26 protein-coding genes and 1 pseudogene are annotated in these 19,581 nt (G+C 40.9%); 6 read left to right on the top strand and 21 right to left on the bottom strand.

Annotated features, from left to right (window positions below; genetic code table 11):
• Window positions 1–121 precede the first annotated feature (121 nt).
• From ODU55_RS00750 to ODU55_RS00740, 3 genes are read left to right on the top strand one after another with little or no spacing between them, the layout of a single operon-like run.
• Window positions 122–571: a MarR family winged helix-turn-helix transcriptional regulator gene (locus ODU55_RS00750; RefSeq protein WP_398581547.1), complete on the top strand. Its 450-nt coding sequence runs from the start codon at window positions 122–124 to the stop codon at window positions 569–571.
• Entirely contained in the window at window positions 564–2,270 is a 1,707-nt protein-coding gene (locus tag ODU55_RS00745; protein ID WP_398581546.1) for an ABC transporter ATP-binding protein, read from the top strand. The genes ODU55_RS00750 and ODU55_RS00745 overlap by 8 nt, the downstream gene beginning before the upstream one ends.
• Window positions 2,271–4,055 (top strand): ABC transporter ATP-binding protein, encoded by a 1,785-nt coding sequence (locus tag ODU55_RS00740; RefSeq protein ID WP_398581545.1) that lies wholly within the window; start codon window positions 2,271–2,273, stop codon window positions 4,053–4,055. It begins immediately after the preceding gene.
• An 82-nt stretch (window positions 4,056–4,137) separates the two neighbouring features.
• Here ODU55_RS00740 and ODU55_RS00735 read toward each other — a convergent pair whose 3' ends face one another.
• The 3 genes from ODU55_RS00735 to ODU55_RS00725 form a co-directional block, all read right to left on the bottom strand.
• Window positions 4,138–4,932, bottom strand: coding sequence for a formate/nitrite transporter family protein (locus ODU55_RS00735; protein WP_398581544.1), 795 nt, complete (start codon window positions 4,930–4,932; stop codon window positions 4,138–4,140).
• An 83-nt stretch (window positions 4,933–5,015) separates the two neighbouring features.
• On the bottom strand, window positions 5,016–6,251 hold the full coding sequence (locus ODU55_RS00730; RefSeq protein WP_398581543.1) for an NAD(P)H-dependent oxidoreductase: 1,236 nt from the start codon (window positions 6,249–6,251) through the stop codon (window positions 5,016–5,018).
• A 15-nt stretch (window positions 6,252–6,266) separates the two neighbouring features.
• Window positions 6,267–6,869 carry an NADPH-dependent FMN reductase gene (locus ODU55_RS00725; RefSeq protein WP_024384178.1) on the bottom strand — a complete coding sequence of 201 codons (603 nt, stop codon included), beginning with the start codon at window positions 6,867–6,869 and terminating at the stop codon, window positions 6,267–6,269.
• A 127-nt stretch (window positions 6,870–6,996) separates the two neighbouring features.
• On the opposite strand from ODU55_RS00725, the gene ODU55_RS00720 reads away from it, so the two are divergent.
• The gene (locus tag ODU55_RS00720) at window positions 6,997–7,356 is read left to right on the top strand and encodes a YbaN family protein (RefSeq protein ID WP_398581542.1); all 360 of its coding nucleotides are present in this window, start codon (window positions 6,997–6,999) and stop codon (window positions 7,354–7,356) included.
• Between the two features lie 671 nt (window positions 7,357–8,027).
• On the opposite strand, the gene ODU55_RS00715 is transcribed toward ODU55_RS00720, so the two are convergent.
• Together ODU55_RS00715 and ODU55_RS00710 are read right to left on the bottom strand one after the other, a co-directional pair.
• Window positions 8,028–8,171 (bottom strand): hypothetical protein, encoded by a 144-nt coding sequence (locus ODU55_RS00715; protein ID WP_180274950.1) that lies wholly within the window; start codon window positions 8,169–8,171, stop codon window positions 8,028–8,030.
• Between the two features lie 30 nt (window positions 8,172–8,201).
• On the bottom strand, window positions 8,202–8,771 hold the full coding sequence (locus tag ODU55_RS00710; RefSeq protein WP_398581541.1) for an ABC transporter ATP-binding protein: 570 nt from the start codon (window positions 8,769–8,771) through the stop codon (window positions 8,202–8,204).
• A gap of 343 nt (window positions 8,772–9,114) precedes the next feature.
• Between ODU55_RS00710 and ODU55_RS00705 the strand changes: the two genes are divergently transcribed.
• A complete protein-coding gene (locus ODU55_RS00705) occupies window positions 9,115–9,981 on the top strand; it encodes a helix-turn-helix domain-containing protein (RefSeq protein ID WP_398581540.1) in 867 nt (288 codons plus the stop codon).
• A 286-nt stretch (window positions 9,982–10,267) separates the two neighbouring features.
• Window positions 10,268–11,254, top strand: coding sequence for a virulence RhuM family protein (locus tag ODU55_RS00700; RefSeq protein WP_398581539.1), 987 nt, complete (start codon window positions 10,268–10,270; stop codon window positions 11,252–11,254).
• A 353-nt stretch (window positions 11,255–11,607) separates the two neighbouring features.
• On the opposite strand, the gene ODU55_RS00695 is transcribed toward ODU55_RS00700, so the two are convergent.
• The 16 genes and pseudogenes from ODU55_RS00695 to ODU55_RS00620 all read right to left on the bottom strand — a co-directional run bounded on the left by ODU55_RS00695 (window position 11,608) and on the right by ODU55_RS00620 (window position 19,396).
• Window positions 11,608–12,012, bottom strand: a complete 405-nt coding sequence (locus ODU55_RS00695) for a type II toxin-antitoxin system HicB family antitoxin (RefSeq protein WP_398581538.1) — start codon at window positions 12,010–12,012, stop codon at window positions 11,608–11,610.
• Between the two features lie 52 nt (window positions 12,013–12,064).
• The gene (locus ODU55_RS00690; RefSeq protein ID WP_398581537.1) at window positions 12,065–12,253 is read right to left on the bottom strand and encodes a type II toxin-antitoxin system HicA family toxin; all 189 of its coding nucleotides are present in this window, start codon (window positions 12,251–12,253) and stop codon (window positions 12,065–12,067) included.
• Window positions 12,254–12,461: 208 nt separating this feature from the next.
• Complete coding sequence (locus ODU55_RS00685; protein WP_398581536.1) at window positions 12,462–12,803, bottom strand: DUF1492 domain-containing protein; 342 nt, start codon at window positions 12,801–12,803, stop codon at window positions 12,462–12,464.
• A gap of 46 nt (window positions 12,804–12,849) precedes the next feature.
• Window positions 12,850–13,263, bottom strand: a complete 414-nt coding sequence (locus ODU55_RS00680) for a hypothetical protein (RefSeq protein ID WP_398581535.1) — start codon at window positions 13,261–13,263, stop codon at window positions 12,850–12,852.
• Window positions 13,264–13,682: 419 nt separating this feature from the next.
• A pseudogene (locus ODU55_RS00675) lies at window positions 13,683–14,186 on the bottom strand (hypothetical protein).
• Window positions 14,187–14,238: 52 nt separating this feature from the next.
• Entirely contained in the window at window positions 14,239–14,607 is a 369-nt protein-coding gene (locus ODU55_RS00670) for a hypothetical protein (protein WP_398581534.1), read from the bottom strand.
• Between the two features lie 80 nt (window positions 14,608–14,687).
• Window positions 14,688–15,236, bottom strand: a complete 549-nt coding sequence (locus ODU55_RS00665; RefSeq protein ID WP_398581533.1) for a hypothetical protein — start codon at window positions 15,234–15,236, stop codon at window positions 14,688–14,690.
• A gap of 20 nt (window positions 15,237–15,256) precedes the next feature.
• Window positions 15,257–15,430 (bottom strand): hypothetical protein, encoded by a 174-nt coding sequence (locus ODU55_RS00660; RefSeq protein WP_398581532.1) that lies wholly within the window; start codon window positions 15,428–15,430, stop codon window positions 15,257–15,259.
• A gap of 336 nt (window positions 15,431–15,766) precedes the next feature.
• The gene (locus ODU55_RS00655) at window positions 15,767–17,365 is read right to left on the bottom strand and encodes a phage resistance protein (RefSeq protein WP_398581531.1); all 1,599 of its coding nucleotides are present in this window, start codon (window positions 17,363–17,365) and stop codon (window positions 15,767–15,769) included.
• Entirely contained in the window at window positions 17,362–17,871 is a 510-nt protein-coding gene (locus tag ODU55_RS00650; protein ID WP_398581530.1) for a hypothetical protein, read from the bottom strand. The genes ODU55_RS00655 and ODU55_RS00650 overlap by 4 nt, the downstream gene beginning before the upstream one ends.
• Before the next feature lies 1 nt (window position 17,872).
• Window positions 17,873–18,013 carry a hypothetical protein gene (locus ODU55_RS00645; RefSeq protein ID WP_172030109.1) on the bottom strand — a complete coding sequence of 47 codons (141 nt, stop codon included), beginning with the start codon at window positions 18,011–18,013 and terminating at the stop codon, window positions 17,873–17,875.
• 101 nt (window positions 18,014–18,114) lie between these two features.
• Complete coding sequence (locus tag ODU55_RS00640; protein WP_398581529.1) at window positions 18,115–18,384, bottom strand: DNA-binding protein; 270 nt, start codon at window positions 18,382–18,384, stop codon at window positions 18,115–18,117.
• Window positions 18,377–18,712: a hypothetical protein gene (locus ODU55_RS00635; protein WP_398581528.1), complete on the bottom strand. Its 336-nt coding sequence runs from the start codon at window positions 18,710–18,712 to the stop codon at window positions 18,377–18,379. Before ODU55_RS00635 ends, ODU55_RS00640 begins: the two co-directional genes overlap by 8 nt.
• Window positions 18,709–18,858, bottom strand: coding sequence for a hypothetical protein (locus tag ODU55_RS00630; RefSeq protein WP_398581527.1), 150 nt, complete (start codon window positions 18,856–18,858; stop codon window positions 18,709–18,711). Before ODU55_RS00630 ends, ODU55_RS00635 begins: the two co-directional genes overlap by 4 nt.
• 9 nt (window positions 18,859–18,867) lie before the next feature.
• A complete protein-coding gene (locus ODU55_RS00625; protein WP_398581526.1) occupies window positions 18,868–19,074 on the bottom strand; it encodes a hypothetical protein in 207 nt (68 codons plus the stop codon).
• Entirely contained in the window at window positions 19,067–19,396 is a 330-nt protein-coding gene (locus tag ODU55_RS00620; RefSeq protein WP_398581525.1) for a hypothetical protein, read from the bottom strand. Before ODU55_RS00620 ends, ODU55_RS00625 begins: the two co-directional genes overlap by 8 nt.
• Window positions 19,397–19,581 lie beyond the last annotated feature (185 nt).

Genomic DNA, 19,581 nt, shown 5'->3' with positions numbered 1-19,581 from the left:
TAGGGGGATAATTTGAAAATACATATCGTTTTCAGAAAAAAAGGAGTAAAAATGATTGACAATAGTTCCTAAGAGAACTATAATAGTTCTCATGGTAATTATTTCGTAGAAAGGAGCTATCATGGGACATACTATTGCAGATTTTCGGAATCTATTAAATCAGATTGAACAAATCAGTGAAACCATTGCAAAGGAATACGATGTGGAGCACTTAGCTGGGCCACAGGGTTGGGTCTTGCTCTTTATGTCGGAGCGGGTAGACGGTGAGACCTTTGTCAAAGACATAGAAGCAGAGCTTTGTATTTGCAAATCAGTGGCCAGTAACCTGGTCAAGCGAATGGAGAAAAACGGCTTTATCCAGGTCATACCTTCACAAGTTGACAAACGCTATAAGCAGTTGGTTTTGACAGAGAAGGGGCGGAGCAAGATTGAGCCATTAAAAGATTTCCATGAGGAGATGGATCGTTCTCTATTTTTAGGTATTCAAAAGGAAGAATTTGATTTGATCAGACAGGTGGCCAATCAATTAAAAGAAAATATTAGAAATTATAAGGAGAAAAAACATGTTTAAAGAAGCCATTTTACGTTACAAATGGTATGCCTTGGCATCAGTCTTGCTGACTTCTATTGTTGTAGCGACGACTTTGATGCAGCCAAGTTATTTGCAGGATGTATTGACGGCTGTTTTGGCTAATGATAAGGATGAGATTGTCCGTGTCGGTAAGTTCCTCTTGCTGATTGCGGGAATTGGTCTCTTGGCTGGTCTGGCCAATACCATCATGGCGGCTAAGATTTCTCAGGGAGTATCTGCGGATATTCGTGAGAAGACCTTTCGGAAAATTCAGAGCTTTTCTTATGCCAATGTAGAGGAATTTAATGCAGGGAATTTGGTGGTTCGTATGACCAACGACGTCAATCAAATCCAAAACCTTGTTATGATGCTCTTTACGATATTGATGCGGGTACCTCTGCTCTTTGTTGGTGCCTTTATCATGGCGGTGCGCACTTTGCCAGAACTTTGGTGGATTATCGTGCTCATGGTCATCATCATCATGGGAATCATGGCAGTCGTGATGGGCTTGATGGGACCGCGCTTTGGTAAATTCCAGTCCCTCATGGACAGGATGAACAGTATTGCCAAGGAAAACCTCCGTGGGATTCGTGTGGTTAAGTCCTTTGTACAGGAGAAGAATCAATACGCTAAATTTAAAGAAGTATCCAATGAGCTTTTGGATCTTAACCTCTTTATTGGTTATGGTTTTTCTATCTTGCAACCTTTGATGATGTTTATCTCCTACATGGCGATTTTTGTGTCGCTTTATCTCGTTTCAGGGATGTTAGACACTAATATCGAAGCAGTTGGGGGCTTTACTTCCTTTATGAGTTACCTCATGCAAATCATGTTTGCCATTATCATGACTAGCTTTATGGGGATGCAGGCTTCACGTGCTGCTATTTCCATTAAACGTTTGAGTGAGGTTTTAGATACAGAGCCGGCCATGACCTTTAAAGATGGTGCAAAAGAGGACTTGGATGGACGGATTGTCTTTGACAATGTCAGCTTCACCTATCCGCATGACACTGAGCCAACTTTGAAAAATATCTCCTTTGAGATTGAGTCTGGTCAGATGGTCGGTGTGGTCGGTGCAACGGGTGCGGGTAAATCAACACTAGCTCAGCTCATTCCGCGTTTGTTTGATCCACAGGAAGGGACTGTGTCAATTGGTGGACGTGATTTGAAAGACATCAGTCAGGAAACCTTGAGAGATACAGTATCTATCGTTTTGCAAAAAGCTATTCTCTTCTCAGGGACCATTGCAGATAACCTGCGTCAAGGTGCACCTGGTGCAGATTTAAAACGTTTGGAGCGGGCCGCAGGTATTGCCCAAGCCAAAGAATTTATCGACCGCTTGGATGATACCTATGAGAGTCAAGTAGAAGAACGTGGAAATAACTTCTCAGGTGGTCAGAAACAGCGGATGTCCATTGCGCGTGGGGTGATTAGTGATCCTAAAGTCTTGGTGCTAGATGATTCGACCTCAGCCCTCGATGCTAAGTCTGAGAAGTTGGTCCAAGAAGCCCTCAACCATGATTTGAAGGGGACAACGACGGTCATCGTTGCTCAGAAGATTTCTTCTGTTGTCAAAGCTGATAAGATTTTGGTTCTTGATGAAGGTCGCTTGATTGGTCAAGGAACACACGCAGAATTGGTAGCGACAAATGACGTCTACCGAGAAATTTACGAAACACAGAAAGGGAAGGATGAATAAATGAAGACTTTACGTTTTTTCTGGTTTTATTTTAAACGCTATAAGCTGTCCTTTGCTGTGATTTTTCTAGCTATTGTGATGGCGACTTATTTGCAGGTTAAGACGCCTGTTTTCCTTGGAGATGCGATTGCAGAGATGGGGAAAATTGGTCAGGCTTATTTTGCTTCGGTGCAAATGGGTCAGTCAGATTTCAAGCCCGACCTAGCTGATTTTAATGGGGTTATGCTCAATCTCTTGTTGGCCTATGTGGCGACTGTGGTATCAACCTTGATTTACACCCTCCTTTTCACGCGTATCGTGGCTCATTCGACCAACCGGATGCGAAAAGGTTTGTTTGGCAAGTTGGAACGCTTGACAGTTGCCTTCTTTGACAGCCACAAGGATGGGGATATTCTTTCTCGTTTTACCAGTGATTTGGACAATATCCAAAATGCTTTTAACCAGTCCTTGACTCAGGTAGTGACCAATATCGCTCTTTACATCGGTATGGTTATCATGATGTTCCGTCAGGATACTCGCTTGGCTTTGGTAACTATCGCATCTACGCCAGTTGCCTTGATTGCCCTAGTGATTATCATTCGCCTGTCACGGAAATATACTGATAAGCAACAGGCTGCCGTGTCTAAACTCAATGCCTACATGGATGAGAAGATTTCAGGACAAAAGGCGATTATTGTACAGGGTGTGCAGGAAGAGACGATTGATGGTTTCTTGGAACTCAATGAAGAAGTTCGTCGCACAACTTTCAAGGGACGTTTGTTTGGTGGGATTCTCTTTCCATTTATGAACGGAATGAGCTTGGTTAATACTGCCATTGTTATCTTTGCAGGCTCCAGCATTGTCCTAAATGATAGCTCGCTGGAAACAGCTGCTGCACTTGGTCTGGTCGTGACCTTTGTTCAATATTCGCAACAGTATTACCAGCCAATCATGCAGATTGCATCTAGCTGGGCAGAATTGCAGTTGGCTTTCACAGGTGCTCATCGTATCCAGGAAATGTTTGATGAGCCTGAGGAAGTCCGCCCGCAAAACGCTCCGCTATTTACCGAATTAAAAGAAGGTGTTGAAATTAAGGACATCGACTTTGGCTACCTGCCAGGTCAGAAGGTCTTGGACAAGGTATCCATTTCAGCTCCTAAGGGCAAAATGGTGGCGGTCGTTGGGCCGACGGGGTCTGGTAAGACTACCATTATGAACTTGATCAACCGCTTCTACGATGTCAATGGTGGTAGCGTGGCCTTTGACGGTCGCGATATTCGGGAATATGATTTGGATAGTTTGCGGGATAAGGTCGGTATTGTCTTGCAGGAGTCAGTCCTCTTCTCTGGTACCATTGCGGACAATATCCGCTTTGGCGATGAGAGCATTTCGCAGGAAATGGTGGAAACCGCAGCTCGTGCCACCCATATTCACGACTTTATCATGAGCTTGCCAGAGGGTTATGAAACCTATGTGACCGATGATGAGAATGTCTTCTCCACAGGTCAGAAACAGCTGATTTCTATTGCTCGTACGCTCTTAACAGATCCACAGGTCTTGATTTTGGACGAAGCAACCTCAAACGTTGATACGGTAACGGAAGCCAAAATCCAAAAGGCCATGGAGGCCATTATCGCAGGACGGACCAGCTTCGTCATTGCCCACCGCCTCAAAACTATTCTCAATGCGGATGAAATCATCGTCCTCAAAGACGGAAAGGTAATCGAGCAAGGCAACCATAGCCAACTCCTTAAACAGGGCGGCTTCTACGCCGAACTCTACCACAACCAGTTTGTGTTTGAATAGTAAAAAATAACAGCCAAGATAAGCAGACCACAATCCTTAAACTTTTAGGATGTGGTTTATCTTGGCTGTTTTTGTAGTATCATTACTGTTCAAGATGGTTGGTTTTGGTCTGATTGAGCCAAGCATAAGCAATTCCAATAAAGAGTCCGGCTCCAAGCCAATTTCCAAAGAAAACAACAATCCACTGACGAAGAATATTCACGATAGTAAAGGTATCTACATTAGAACGAGCAGCATTAAAGGCTAAGAGCATGAATGATGCGAAATTAGCAACTAAGTGTTCGTTGATAAGGAAAACAAACATAAAAATAGCAGATACAATAACAAAGAATTTGGCGGATTGTTCCTTGAGTAGCATATACCCAAGGATAGCCATATTCACAAACATATTGGCAGTAATTCCCTCAAAGAAGTTACTCCAGTCGGATTTTCCTAGTTTGATGGTGACAGCGTTGACAACAAAACTTTCGTTAGATAAGTTAAGGTAGGAGAAGGACTGATTGAAAAGCCAAGCCAGAATGGTAGCACCTACAAAGTTGAAGAAGGTGCAGTAAAGTAACATCAGCGTTACTTTTTTCCAAGTAATTTGCTTATAATAGGCACCAGTCGTTAGATACATCATATTAGATGTAGCCAATTCGCCACCAAAAATAAGAACAAAAATCAGTCCGATAGCAAAGATAAAGGTAAAAACAAAACGCGATAGACTTGGGAATTGACTGGAGATGACATCAGCTCCAATAATACCAACAGCTGTTGACATGGTCAAATAAGCTCCTGCATACATGGAGCGTAAGGCGTAACGGCTTAGATTTTCATCAAAAAGGGATTCTTTTTTTGAAACTGCAACCGAAATTTTTTCTTGAAATGGTGACATGGGGCCTCCTTGTGACATAATCATCAAAAATTTATTGAAAAAATATAGTGGAAAGGGAGCCCCTTCCCACTAGTTTTTATTTGTTAGTGAGCAGATGCACCAGAATTGGCATCTGTCGGTGTGGAAGCTGTATGGGTACTACCTGTATCTGAAGCGCCAGAGGTTGCATCAACATGGGCAGGAGATGCGGTGTTTCCTGCACCCCCCACCAAGCGTTGTCCAGTGGTTTCAAGATACCAATCTAACCATGGCTTAAAATTAAAGATAATTTCATTGATACCAGCGTAGGACCCGTCAGGATAGTACATAGCTTGGTAGTTATGAGTATTAATAATTTCAGGTGGTGTGCCCGGGACGATTGTTCGAACGTACTCTTGGTTACCATTACGTAAGGTTCCAACAACCCATTCGACATTCTTCATACGAGCAGGTGGTAAAGTGCCGTGAACGGTTGACAAGCGGTTTCCTACTTGCTCTGGGACTCGCTTACCTAACATAGTATCAGGCTCTTGGTGGCTATTATTGTAATAGAGGAACTGATTGTTATCATCTGCATAGGTCAACTCAAATGGCATGGCGTTGAGGAACATATTGAGTTGGTTAACTGTTAAAAGACCGTTATCTAATTTAACATACGTATCTCCCTCGACAGCGTTGACCAATTTAGAAGCCTTATCCAGCCAGTCTGGGTCATCTGGGTCCACACCGGTGATGGTCGTTGCGATTGGATGGTTACAGTCTAAATCTTCGGGTGCAATTGGCTTGGGTTGTTTCAATTTAGATACAACGCCGACATACTTGATAAAGTTATCTAGACAGCTTTCCAAGAATTTCACAGTCCCTTCATTGATAATGTTCCCTTTATCATCAAAAGCTTCTTTCGCTTTACCAAGGAGGAATTCATTACCTGGTAACGTGTAGGCATTGACACCTGGAGCGTCCAAAATTTTCCTCAAGTGGACTTGAGCACGAGACGTTCCTTGGTCGTAGTAAGAAGCCCCGATAATCATAACTGGTTTATTTTCAAATGGATGTAAATTGAAACTTAGCCACTCTAGAGTACTCTTAAGAGCAGGTGTGATGGTGTGGTTGTGCTCAGGTGTAGCAATGATGACACCATCAGCACGTGTGATTTTGTTGTAAAGGTATTGGATCGCAAAACTATTAGACTGGTCTTCGTCCTGATTGAACATTGGGACATCTTTGATTTCCAAAAGCTCTAATTCAAATTTTACTTTAAAGCGGCGTTGAATAAATTGCAATAGCATGCGGTTATAAGATTGGTCTGCATTAGACCCGACAATTCCGACAAATTTCATGATTGTTCTCCTCTCTTACAAGTTTTCCCAGTCAAAGTTTTCAGCTTCTTTTTGAAGTAACTCTTTAGCGCTAGACAGTTTACTTGTCATCTTGACAAAGAGACGGAAGTCATCAAAGATGGCATCCAGTTTTTGACTGATTTCTAAATCAATGAGCTCACCGTTTGTATCAAAGGCTTTCATGGAATGAGATAGTAAGAACTCATCTGGTAAAACAGTAGCTTTGAGTTCAGGAGCGTTGAGAATTTGGCGTAGTTGCAATTGAGCACGGGAAGAACCGAGTGTTCCGTATGAGGCACCTGTAATCATAACCGGCTTGTTAAGCATAGGGTAGACTCCATATGATACCCAAGCTAGTGCATTCATAAGAACAGCGGGGATCGAGTGGTCATACTCAGGTGTTCCGATGATGACACCATCAGCACTTTCAATCTTTGCAACTAATTCTTTAACACTTTCTGGCAGTTCACGATTAGCCGGTTTATTGAAGACTGGAAGGTCCTTGATTTCAACCAATTCAATATCTGCCTTGTCAGCGAAATGCTGTTTGATGTACTGCAAGAGTTTGCGGTTGGTTGAGCGAGCGGAGTTGGTTCCGACAAGTCCTAGAAGTTTCATAGCATCTTCTCTCTTTTCTAAATGTAATATCCTTATCATATCAGTTAACAGGGCAAAAAGCAAGCGTTTTCCTAAACCATACAGAAAATATTCAAAAAATCACGAACTCTTTTGGTATAATAGTATTATGAAAAAAATCGTTTATCTAGTAGCTGGTTTTGTTAGTCTTGCTATTGGCATGATTGGGATTGTTCTACCTATACTTCCAACAACGCCTCTTTTACTTTTGGCTGGATTTTGTTTTGCTAGAAGCTCTAAAAATTTTGAAAAATGGCTACGCAATACAAAAATTTATCAATTTTACGTAGCGGATTATGCTGAAACCAAAGCCATTTCCCGTAAACGGAAAAAACAAATTATCTGGCAAATCTACATACTCATGGGGATTTCCATTTGGTTGGCTCCTGTACTATTTGTCAAAATTGGACTTGGCTTGCTGACAGTCTTTATTACTTACTATCTTTTTTGGGTTATACCAGAGAAATAGATCCAGACTTGCGGATGAAATCATCGTCCTCAAAGACGGAAAAGTCATCGAGCAAGGCAACCACAGCCAGCTTCTTAAACTCAATGGCTTCTATGCCGAACTCTACCACAACCAGTTTGTGTTTGAATAATATCCTTCGAAAATCAGAGCCAGACCTTGTTGATGGAACGGCTTCAATGAAGGTTTTCAGTCTGATTACTGGAAATTATGTGAAGAACAGAGGTTTATTTACATCTGCGTTGCATAGTCCGATTTTGATTTTCATTGAGTAAGAATGTGAACAGTAAAAACCAGTCAATCTATATCTGTGATTGACTGGTTTTTAAGTATGTGTTCTACAAGACTTCAAGTTTAAGATAGATAACTTGATACATTTAGTCTTGTATGGATTTTCTTGTAATGTTTTCATGTTCATCTGATGTAGTTTATTCGCAATTTCTTTGTATGACTAGGTGTCATTTTTTGTTACTAAGAGATAAGCAACTGAAAAACCGACACTAATCCCTAGGGTAATCCACCATTTGAAGGGTTGGTGCAACATTCAAGAGCGAAGTCCACTAAGTAGGAAAACAACTAAGTGGAGGCCAATCAGAGTGAAAACGATTGATTTTTTTTGAAAGAGATTGGTTCGTTTCATAACTGTTCTTCTTTCCAAAATACTCTATGTGGGATTAAAATAGAAAAGAAAGTGAACTTGCCAGAGCAACAAGTAGGAAAATCCCTTTCCAAATTGGGAAATCTTTCTGAATGAACTTGTCGCCGTACAATGCAAGGGCTAGAGAAAACCAGAGAATGATTATTTTCAAGTAAACCATGGTGAGCACCTCCTAAGAAAGGGGTTGGATTTATTGAGAAGCAATCCAGTGGGGTTTAGCGTCGCCCAAATAACCTATGAAAGCGATGATGATACCACGGCCAGCAGCGTTATTCCATCCCACTAATCCTGCGGCAGCTCCTAAAGCGATAGCTAGGGCTTTTGATAGCGTTGGGTCAGGTACTAGTGCGGCGGCGACTGCACCGAGACCTAAACCAGCAGCTAATCGATTAGCATTTGTGCTATCTAGATAAACATCAAACCCCTTCCAAGTATAAACTATTTTGTTAACACCTGTAAAGGCTCGTTCTTGGATATGTGGAACAATTGTGACAGAGTTTTCAGTGAATTCGACATGATATTGTGTTAAATCTACGGACGATAATACTTCTTGTTTGTATTTTTCTGTTAATTTAACATTTTTTGAAGAATCATCAATTTCTAAGTAACCTTTTTCTTCCAGAGTGTTTAACAAGCTTCTTGTTGAGGTAGTTGTGACTATCTCGTTAGCATAAACGGAATTAGATTGCATCAGAACTGAAGTACTGGGAATTAATGAAATAGATAGTAGACCGAGAGCTATATATTTTTGAACTTTCATGATAATTTTCCTTTCTAAGTGTATTATTATTTTTAAGATTAGCTTTCCCACCCTCTCCACCCAACATATAGTTTCCAGTTATTATCCTCCTTTCCAGAGTGGTGAGATGGTAGTAGCTTATTTATTTGTTGATAATTGGTAACGGCCAGTCCCACCAGCCACCGCCTAGGAGGTGTGGAACCATGAGGATTGCTAGGTAAGTTAAAAGCAAGAGATAGTTTTTCCAATTTTTCATAAGAGTGCCTCCTATCATTATTTTTGTTTTTCTTTACTATTATGGTATCATAGAATAAATGCGATTGATGAAAACGCAAACATTTCTCACATTTTTTGGAGGTCTTGTATGAAATGGGATTTTGGGACAGTCTTAAAAGAGATTCGCAAGTCAAAGGGACTTAGCCAGCAGGAAGTTTGTGGAGATGCCTTGTCACGGACGACCCTATCAAAAATTGAAAACAACAAAGAGTACCCGACCATTGCTCACTTTTCCCATATCCTCCGTCAGTTGGATATGACCTTTGCAGAGTTTGACTATATCTGCCATGCCTATCAGCCTTCGGAGCGATCTTCTATCATCCATCGCTTTGAAAATCTGAGAGGACAATTTTTTTCTGAATCAAACTGTCAAGATTTTTTATATCAAGTAGAGCAGTATTTGAAGAAGCAAGAAGATATACGAGTTCAACGAATTGAGCAACAATTACGCTTAATCTTGTCCATTTATCAAACAGGAGATGGGGAGCGAACCAGACAGTTGGGGCAAGCACTTTGGAAGGAATTGGAGAAGTCAGACACTTGGTATCTGGCTGATTTTCGTAAGTTGGGGTTGGTGCTTCCGATCATTCCTGTATTTCATTTGAAAGGCTTTGTAGATAAAATCTTGCTTTCCTTGGACAAGTATAAGGAATTCAGAGATGTACAGGTTAGCCAGTTTGCTTTTCTCTATAATCTATCGACCGTTTTACTGAAAAATGGGGAGTATCAACGTTGTGTTTCAGTAATGGAGAGAGTTTCTTCCATAGCTCAGGAAAGTATGCGGATTGATTGCATAGGAAGAGCCAATGTTCGTATGGGTATCTTTCAGCAGGATAGAGGGATGGTAGATAAGGGGCTTGCCATTCTCCGAGCTGCAGACTTGCTGGAGCTGGTTGAACAGTTGGAGAAGGAAGTCGAGGAGTATTGGACGATTTTTGGCTCGGAAGGGGTTTGAACTGCTTGAGCTAGTTTATATTTGTAGCACCTGTAGGTCAGGTGTTTTTTTTTGCTGAAAATCGCAGGCTTTGATGAATTAGTGTATAATAGACCTATGGTTGGAAGACGAATTCACTTTCCCTCGTAGTGTCTATCTTCGCAAGGTTGATCAAGACGTGTGGCTACGTGCAGACTGCTTTGATGACGAGTATGCCTTCCCCTTAACAACACTTTTTGCATTTGTGACGAAAAATGCGAATGAATTTGTAGTGGGGAGTAAGCCCTAAATAACTAAAGAGGCAAATATGAAGGAATTACAATTTTTAATTTACCGAGCAGAAAATAATCAAGAAAAGGCTAGTGTTATTGTCAGTGATGAAACGATTTGGGCTAGTCAGAAGGAAATGGCAAGATTGTTTGATGTTGGGGTGCCAGCTATCAGCAAACATTTGAAAAATATTTTTGAAGAAGGCGAACTAGATGAGCATTCAGTTATTTCCAAAATGGAAACAACTGCAAGTGATGGTAAAAATTATCTAACTAGCTATTACAATCTGGATGCTATCATCTCCGTCGGTTATCGTGTCAATTCTCAAAAGGCTACTAAGTTTAGGCAGTGGGCAACAACTGTACTTCGAGAGTACATGATTAAAGGTTTTGCCATGGATGATGAGCGTTTGAAGCAAGGCGAAAACTTGTTGGAAAAAGACTATTTTCGCGAACTCTTAGAACGTGTTCGTTCTATCCGTGCTAGTGAACGACGAATCTGGTTACAAATCACAGATATTTTTGCAGAGATTGCGATTGATTATGATGCTAATAGCTTGATGACTAAGCAATTCTATGCTCATGTGCAAAATAAATTTCATTATGCGATTACAGGTAAAACAGCTGCAGAAATTATTTATGAAAAGGCAGACCACACCAAAGTAAACATGGGGTTGGTAACCTGGAAACACTCTCCTGATGGACGTATTTTGCAATCGGATGCTCTTGTTGTTAAAAATTATCTGAACGAAAAAGAAATTCGATCGCTGGAACGTAGTATTTCGGGCTACTTTGACTATCTGGAGCGACAAATTGAGCAAGGAAAGGCTCAGACCATGAAAGATTTGGCAGATAGCATTGATCGATTTTTAGCCTTTCAAGATTATAAGCTTTTAGAGGGACATGGTCAAATTACAAGGCAGGTAGCCAAGGAGAAAGCTCGGTCAGAATATGCAATTTTTAACAAGACCCAAAAGATAAACTCTGATTTTGAAAAATTACTTGAAGATTTATCCCGAAAATAAAGACTCGAAAGGAAACAAATATGAAAATCCGTGGATTAAGAAGTCACCTATCTTTGAACGTCATTATAACTCCATGAACCCTTGATTTTACTGGATTTTTGAAAAATAGTATCTCTTTAGTTTTCCTTAGATTATCCCCGAAGGTGAACATAAAGGTGAACAAATTTTACATAGAAAAAAGGTTATCAAATCAACGTTTGACAACCTAAAAAATTTAATGAGTTCAGCAGGCAAGGAACTAGCGTAGTGAGTAGCTACGCTTTTTTACTTGCTGATAAGTGTATTATATCATGGAACACGCGCTACTGTCTTGGTTTTTCTTGGTGCGCGTGTGAAAGTATGGAAGGCTAGGTCTATACTTGCAATTCCTCGCGGATTGCCTTCTGCAAGAGTTGGCTGAAATTGATTTTATTTTCTTTCCCAACCTCTACCAACCAACTAGGTAGCGTTACCGTCTTGTTCACCACTTTAGAACGTTCCCGCTCTCTTACAAGTTCAGTATCTACTGAAATAGCCTGCAAGATGTCAGCATCGCTAGAAAGCTCACCAGCCAAAGCCTTAAAACTAGAAGGCTCTGGAAATTCTTTACCTTCGTCTTCAAACATGATGGTATAGATTTCAAGAACTTCACGAGCGTTATAGATAGCCTCATTCAAGGTATCTGCTTCACTAATTGCCCCTGGAAAGTCTGGGAAAGTGATAGTATATCCACCGTTGTCTGCATCTGCTTCAAAAAGCGCTAGGTAAGTATATTTCATAATTTGATAGTTAGCCAATGACCACCCGAAAGGGTAGGGGAATGAGCTTCCCCTATTTCTCGTTTAGGACTTTAAGAACATTGTTTAGGGTTTTGGGTTTGTAGTCTTTTTGTTTCGGGTTACTGATTAGAATTGTTCGCCCGTCGTCATGCTCCCAAAGTGTGTGCGAACCTTTACCCTTATCCGTCGGGTAGAAGCCTTTAGCCTTTGCTAGCTTCTCAAGTTCTCGCCTTGTGGTCATTAGCTATCTCCTTTCCGTATCTTTAATTATATTATACACTTGTTCAAAACATTTGTCAATATATAACACGCATTGTAAACAAATGTTTTTTGTTGCCAAAAAATTTCAAAAAGGGAAAATCGTGCACGGAAGAGGCCGGCGTTGTAGAACCCCGAACAAACCTATCCCCGTTCAAAAAAGATGGGGGTATTTCCGAACGCTTCCAGTCTTAACTATCCAGATACTGCAATAACGCTCCGCTTCGATACAGTTCAGCAAACTTTTGCAAAGCTTCATTTTTAGCCAAGTAATATGTGCTTTCAGCTATCCCAAGTCGTTGTGCCTGCTCTGGTAGCCGTGTAGTTTCACGGCCAATATAACACATTATCAGGATAGCCCTCTGTCGTTGGTGCGGTATGCTGTTTACTGCTTTGATTATCTCATTCACTTCCTCAGGGGCTTCACGTTGCCAATCGTGCTTTCTATCCTTATAGTCCTCTGGATTATAATCAAGCAACGGTACAAGCCAATTGTCAAAGCTCTCTGTCGGTTCATGGAATAGGTTTGCCACCCTGCACCATCTATGAAACTCTTTCAGCTTTCTTTTTGCTAGTTGCTTAACTGATGTCATAATATACCCCGACAAACTCCCCGAAAAGTTTCAAAATGCTCTCTCGTCTACGATATACCGTTTTTCTACTCAGGTTTACTCTGTCTTCGATTTCCTCCCACATTAGTTTTTCTTTATATCTTAGTTGATATATCACAAGCAAGTCACTATAATTCTTATCTTCCAGGAACTTCTCAAGCTCTTGTATCGCGTTTTTCAAGTTCTCCAACCCTTTCAGTACTTGATCATCCGCAAGGCGTACGGCAACTGTTTCAACGTGCCTATTCGGTCTGTTGCTCTTGATATTACTCTCAGCGTGTTTTGTTTCAAGCTCTAGCCGTCTTATTCGTATCTGCCTATCAATGTTTTGTTGAGATAATAACCAATCGTCTAAGGCCTGTAATTGTTGTCTAGTTAACATACGCCCTCCGTGTGATATAATAGTTTTAGGTTTTTACTCACAACGGTCAGTGCTAGCGCATTGGCTTTTTTTTCTTTTCTCGTGGTTCAATCACGCGCCACCTTATCTAAACCTTATCTCTTTTAAGGTGTCCGATTTGTCCGAATGCCTCCCCTAAACCTCCCTGGTTTTTACTTATCAAACCTAGCCTAAACCTAATCATTTTCATTCATCTAACTTTAAGTATTATATAGCGTTCGGTTATTCGTCGTTTTGAAAAAATCAAAAACGTTCCGTATTTTTGCGCTTAAGGGGTGTAACTTATAACCTCGTAAATACTTTATAATGCTAGCCTTTTAGCTCCCAACCGTTCCGCATTTATTTGTTTTGTAAAGCGAACGTTTGTAGTATTTGTTTGTTTTGAAAATTATCAAAGTACTTCACCTAGATAACCCTCTCAGCCAATAGCTATCCCCTTTTCTAACATAGTTCAAAAACCTTTGATAGTGTTTATAGTATTTATCACGTTTCATTCTTTTGGGGCGACTGGGGAAACCATCAAACATATATCCACCACGCTTAGGGGTCCAACCTGGCTCAACCTTCCTAGCCTCTCTTAGGGCCAGTTCCCAATAGTACTGGCAATCTGTCTTGCTGCGGTTTAGTGTCTGCTTATGGACTTGTTGGCAATTCCCGCAAGCATAGAACAAATACCGCTTATAGAGTTTTCTGCACCGCCTACCACAATCAGGGCAAAGAAAGAAATACCTATAACCGCCTTTTGCCCCTGGTATTCTGGCCAATTCAAAATTATCTCTACCCATAACAATAAAAAGGTTGTCTAAGTCAATAGTCAAGGGCTAACCGTCTAATTCAGCTTTCCCCTGAGTTATTCCTTTCTTTTTCATAGCTCTGGTAAATATCTCTATATACAATACTTTCATTCAAAAAATACCCCTATACTGTAAAAACCCAAAACTATTGGCTTAATAGTATTTATTCCGCATCTTCAGCAATGATGGCTCGTAACTCTTCAACCGTCAAATCTTCAAATGGATTATGAGGTGCAACGGATACCGTACCATCATGTTCAAGTTTTGTCTTGGTCTTAAATTCGTCATCTTTCCGCTCTAAGTACCATTTTGAAATAGCCACGTCCCCGTCTTCTATAGCGTTAGATATATTTAACTTAGCCCGTGTCTTTAGTCGTTGTTTCAGTAGCTCTTTTCGGTCAGAAAACTGTGGATTTTTCTTGCAATAATCGTATAGAGTTGGTTTTGAAATATTCGCATACAAGCAAGCTTCTTCATCGCTTAAACCTCTTAAGAACGCTTCCTCTAATTTCTTTACCGTTCCTTGTGTCATTTTGGTTGGTCTACCACCTTTATTTTTTACCATGCTATTCCTCTATAATCTTAGCACAAAAAGAGGCTAGTGCCTCTCTGCTATTCTGTATCTGCATTATAATATGCAAGTCCGCTGTATTCGTTCGCTTCATCTAGTGACTTGAACAACCCTACGCCCTTACCGCCTATCAAGTTCAATGTCATGTAGGCCATTTCGCTATCCATTGGAACAGGTTCATCACTTAGCAACCGTTCCGCATAGTCTATCAACTCCAGTTCGTAAGTTACTGCCCTTTCTAGTAAGCTATCAAAGTTCTCTGACTGTTTGAGCTGTTCCACGCGCTCCAGGCGGTACTGGCCTTCAATGTCAGTTTCTGCTTCAGGATTGTTGTAATAGTCCTTGAAACTGTCACAAATCCGCTGGAACACTTCAACAAGTTCAGTATCTGCCACATACTCCACTGATAAGCGGTTCATGTATCCGCCTGCTTTGTCATTGTCATAATAGACTTCAATAGCTGGTTGGTCAAATGTTCCAGTCATGTAGCCCATAAGCGCGTGACCTGCAACTTGTGCAGTGTCAAAGTCTTTGAATGTGTAGTTGAATGTGAATGTGTTCGGTGTGTCTGAAAATGTCTGTAATGTCATGGTGTTATTCTCCGTTTCTGTTATTTGTATAGGACCAACAGCCCTGTGTTTGTTCCTAAATCTTCATAATGCCCTGCTGTTGCTTCGGTGTATTTCACGTCAACCACTTCAACAGTTGCCATGAAGTCATTTACTTCACTTTCAAAATCCTCCAATAATTGGCTATATTTTAGATAAAATAATTTAATTTTCATGTTTTTCCTCCATTTTTGCTTAGACCCCTGATATTTTTACAGGGGTATGTGAAACCCGTGACCCCACTCAAACCATTGATTTTACTGAGTTTTTACAGTGGTTCATAGAGTATCAGGGGTTTTACTATATATATTTACTATTTTTTTGTTTTTGTGCTAGTTTTATATATGTATTTTGTATCTAATTTTTTCTTTTTTCTTTCTTGTCCTATATAAACCTATGTATACCTCTGTACCTAGTGTAATAATAATAGCTAGATACTTGATATAACTGGGTTTGTGAGGTATCAGGGGTTGCTTAAAAGCTATGTAACCCCCATGTACCCCCCTGATACCTCAAAGCACGTCATCGATGTTGCTAAATAGCTTCAATTCTTTAGGTTGTTCACTTTCAGGGTTATAACTTGTGAAGCGTTTAGCGTTGTTCACAACGTAAACAGTGACTAACCTATTTTTTATTTTTTTACGCTTTGACCCAACTCCGATGGTTTCCATTGCATTCTTTGCTTTGATGCCATTAGTGCCGTAGGTTTTTCTGAAAAGCTCTTCAACTGGCTGGTTATCCGTCCTAATGACGTACTTCTGATGAGTTAGTGCATTTAGTAGCAACATTTGAAAGTCATCCAAGTCCACATCATTAAAAACTTCAACGGCTTTCCATTCGAATTTCTGCCCTTGCTCCCTGAAATAGTCCAAGCTGGTCAGCAAGAAACCAATACAGCCATCTATCTTAGGCGACTTATCGGGGTGAGTGAAAGCCTGCCAATATTCCGCAAAGATGGCTTCACGTTCTGCATCTGTTTCGCCCTCTGGTCTGTCCTGATACTGTATGAGGACCTTACGCCCGTTCATTTCATCAGATAGCGATACATTTCTATTGGTATCGATACATAGCACGCTAGACAACTGTACAAGCCCTTGGTTTCCTCCAACACTTCGGGCGACGTGCGTTTTTTCAGTTGCAATAATCTTTAGCACCCGTTCCACCCTGTCGCCTACTATGTCGCCCTGCTCGGTCGCCAAAGCCATCTCACCGCCTGAAAACAAAGCCCATGCATTAAGTGCATCAAATCCCCGTGAGATGAGGTTATCCAGCTCTACATCAATCTTATTAAATAGTCCAGATAAAGCAATGTGTCGCAAGCCTTTTCCTGTCCGTACTCCAGATTTTGCGATAAAAAAATTAGTCTTGGACCGTAGTCCGCTGGCAACCTGTGCCATGTAGTAGGTTTGTAAAGTCGCGTTGTGTAATGAAAGTTCATCCGCAATAACATACTTTAGAAACTTGTCCGCCATCGCCTGCCCATCTTTAGCAGTGTTGTAGTCCACTGGGTAATATTTAAAATAGGACTGTTCTTCATTGGGGTTAGTCCTATAATAGCGGTGTTCTTTTAAATCAATAATAAAGTCACTTCCAGCAATTTGATAGGGCTGTAACGTTCGAACTGGCTCTATTTTGATATTGCTGGCGATACCTGAAAGAATTTCTAGTACATATTCCCCATCACGCTTGAAGCCGTATAAGTTCTGTATGGTGATTTCATCCATTAGAACCGCCTGCTTGTTGTTTACATCGTATAACTTGCCATCATAGAACACGAACCGCCCTAGCAGATAATCAACCACCAACTTAGCAAACGGCGAAAAATTCCTATCGTAGGTAATATGGATATAATCCTTTTTGTTGTCACCCTTGCCCTTGGTCTTTTTCTCAAATGTTGCGGATATGAATTTCTTTGTCGTGCCTTTCTGCTCCGTGATATACATGATCCGATTATCTGGTATAAATACAGATTTATCGTTGTACCATGCATTATTCAAGCTATCAACTGCCACAATGTTATACAGTTGTTTCTTGTAGTCCGCCTTTAGTTTAGACTGGCCAAACTCCTGTTCATTCCAATTCAGTTGTAAAATCTCTTTTAATGGTTTCAAACAGTCACCCCCTCAAAGAATGATGTTGCCACTTGCAAGAAATAGCCTGCTAGGTCGCCCCGCTGAGTAAGATTAGCAAAGATTTCTATAGCTCCTATCATGTCCATACCGTTGATATACAGCTCTCGAACCAAGTAAGCCACGTCAGCCCGTGAGTTAACACCGTATTTCAGTAGCTCCGTCAGCATTGGAGTATAGATGTAATCGATGTTGACCCGCATCTTGTTCAAGTTGTGACGTTCCAGCTTTTCCATCTTCTCTAGTAGTTCATTGTTGATCATGGCTATTTTTTTATCTCTGACCAACTCCCAACCGTCCACTTCCTTCGGGTAGTCTTTGACGATTGTCACCATCAACCCTTGATAGATGAAGCCTGTCATATAGGTATCAAAGGGCAAAAAGTAGTAGAACTTGTAGTAATCCCCTTTCTTAAGTGCCTGCGTTTCGGTGATAGGCAACTTCTTCATGTTCTCCTTGCTGATGGTGATTTCAATTAAGCTATACATGTCACTTCCTCCGTTTCTTTTTGAGTTTCTTCAAACGTTGCTGCTCCTTGACCTGCTCAAAGGTTGGGCGACGGTCCTTGTAAAGTTTAATATTGTGGTAATGTCCGCCGCTGTCTGCTGGGTGTATGCTATATCTTGCCATTCTTACCTCCATTATTTGAAATTGTTATAAAATTAAGTGCTATCATCCGTTGATTTTATTGAGTTTCTTTGGATAATCTCAAAATTTATTACCCTTTTTACTCACTCAACAGCCAAAAACCTGTATAAGTCACTCGCTCGATAAAATACTTTCTTGCTATTCTCAAATGGTGACTGATACCGTTGTAGCCCAACGTTCTCCCAATTTCTCAAAGTAGTACCTGAAACATTTAACTTGTCAGCTACTTCATCGGCTGGTATCAAGTCAAACCGCTCTAGCTGTTGTTTCTCAAGTTCCAGGCGCTTATCCAGATGTCTGTCTACCTTCTCCAGTAACTCCAGTTCTGCCTCTCGTGATAGTATGTTAACCATCTCTATACTTCCTCCAGTCTTCTAAGTCAGCAGTCAAAAGCGCGTGTATTCGCTTATGCTCCTGGTCATATTGTCGCTGTAAGGGCAACACTCCAGCAAGTCGCTCCGTTTCATTCTGGGGGATATAGTAGCCTCCGTGCTTGTTATCTCGTCCGCCACATACTGGAATACCATAATCGACTATAAGCTGGCGTATATGCTCCCTAATGGTTCGGATGTCTAGGCCTGTCAGACGTTCAATATCTGTCCCCGTGATAGGCAAGTCCATTCCAAGTGGTAACAGCTTGAAAACTTTGTATAGGTGTGGTGGTAGTTGGTTTTCTGTCATGCCTGCACCTCCAAACTAGCAATTTTGTTCTTTGTCCATAACCATTTCCCCTCATGATCCATATCAAGATACTCCTGCATTTCTTCTGGTGTAGTGTGTTTGAGTATAATTTCAGCAATGTGTTCAAGTTCTCTAAATGTCAGCATGGTTTCTCCTTAATTGTAATATCTGCCCTGTGATTGAATATAAGCCCCGTAGTTCGCATTTGTTAGCCGTCTGTTATGTTTACCCTCTGGCTCTGTTTTGGACTTGTCGGGGGATTGGAAAGTACCCAAACCAACGCGAAACCATAGAAACATGTTCAGCGGTGTAATAATTGCTATCAGCGTCAAAGCTGTTTCGATTGTCATTTCTTCAATCATGTTCCAAAGCCCCCAATTCTTTAGCGTTGCCATTGTTCAAAAGTAAAAAGGCAATTTTATCCAAACGATCATATAACTTTTCGTTTTGCTTGTAAGCGATACTGATGTATTTTCTTAGGTGCCAAGCGGTCCTTGTTGCATCATTGTCCTGGATAAACTGCAACCCTTCAAGCGTTAGATTATTCATTTCTAGCGCATTCATGATGTCGTTTAATTCATTTCCTAATTCCTCTAGCTGTTTGACGGTTAATAGTACGCTAGGGGTATGCTGTTGCTGTGAATACTCCGCTAGAGCCTTTAGCCCGTTAGTGTTTTCTGTCATATTGTTTTACCTCTTTTTTTATTGTGTCTGGTCAAAGTGTCCTAGATATGCTATAATCTAGCTATAAAACATTTACTAAAACCCTTACGGCTTGCCTGCTTGTAATTTGTGTTTTAGTTCTTGGTTGAAAGGCTTTTCTGGTTGGTCCCTGTTAAGCCTTTTTTGTTGCTCTCACGCGCCTTGGG

Origin of the sequence: Streptococcus sp. 2022WUSS037, assembly GCF_044427225.1 — a bacterium.
Taxonomy (GTDB): domain Bacteria; phylum Bacillota; class Bacilli; order Lactobacillales; family Streptococcaceae; genus Streptococcus.
The sequence above is the reverse complement of the archived record's forward strand: the minus strand, read 5'-3'. Positions and strand labels throughout refer to the sequence as shown.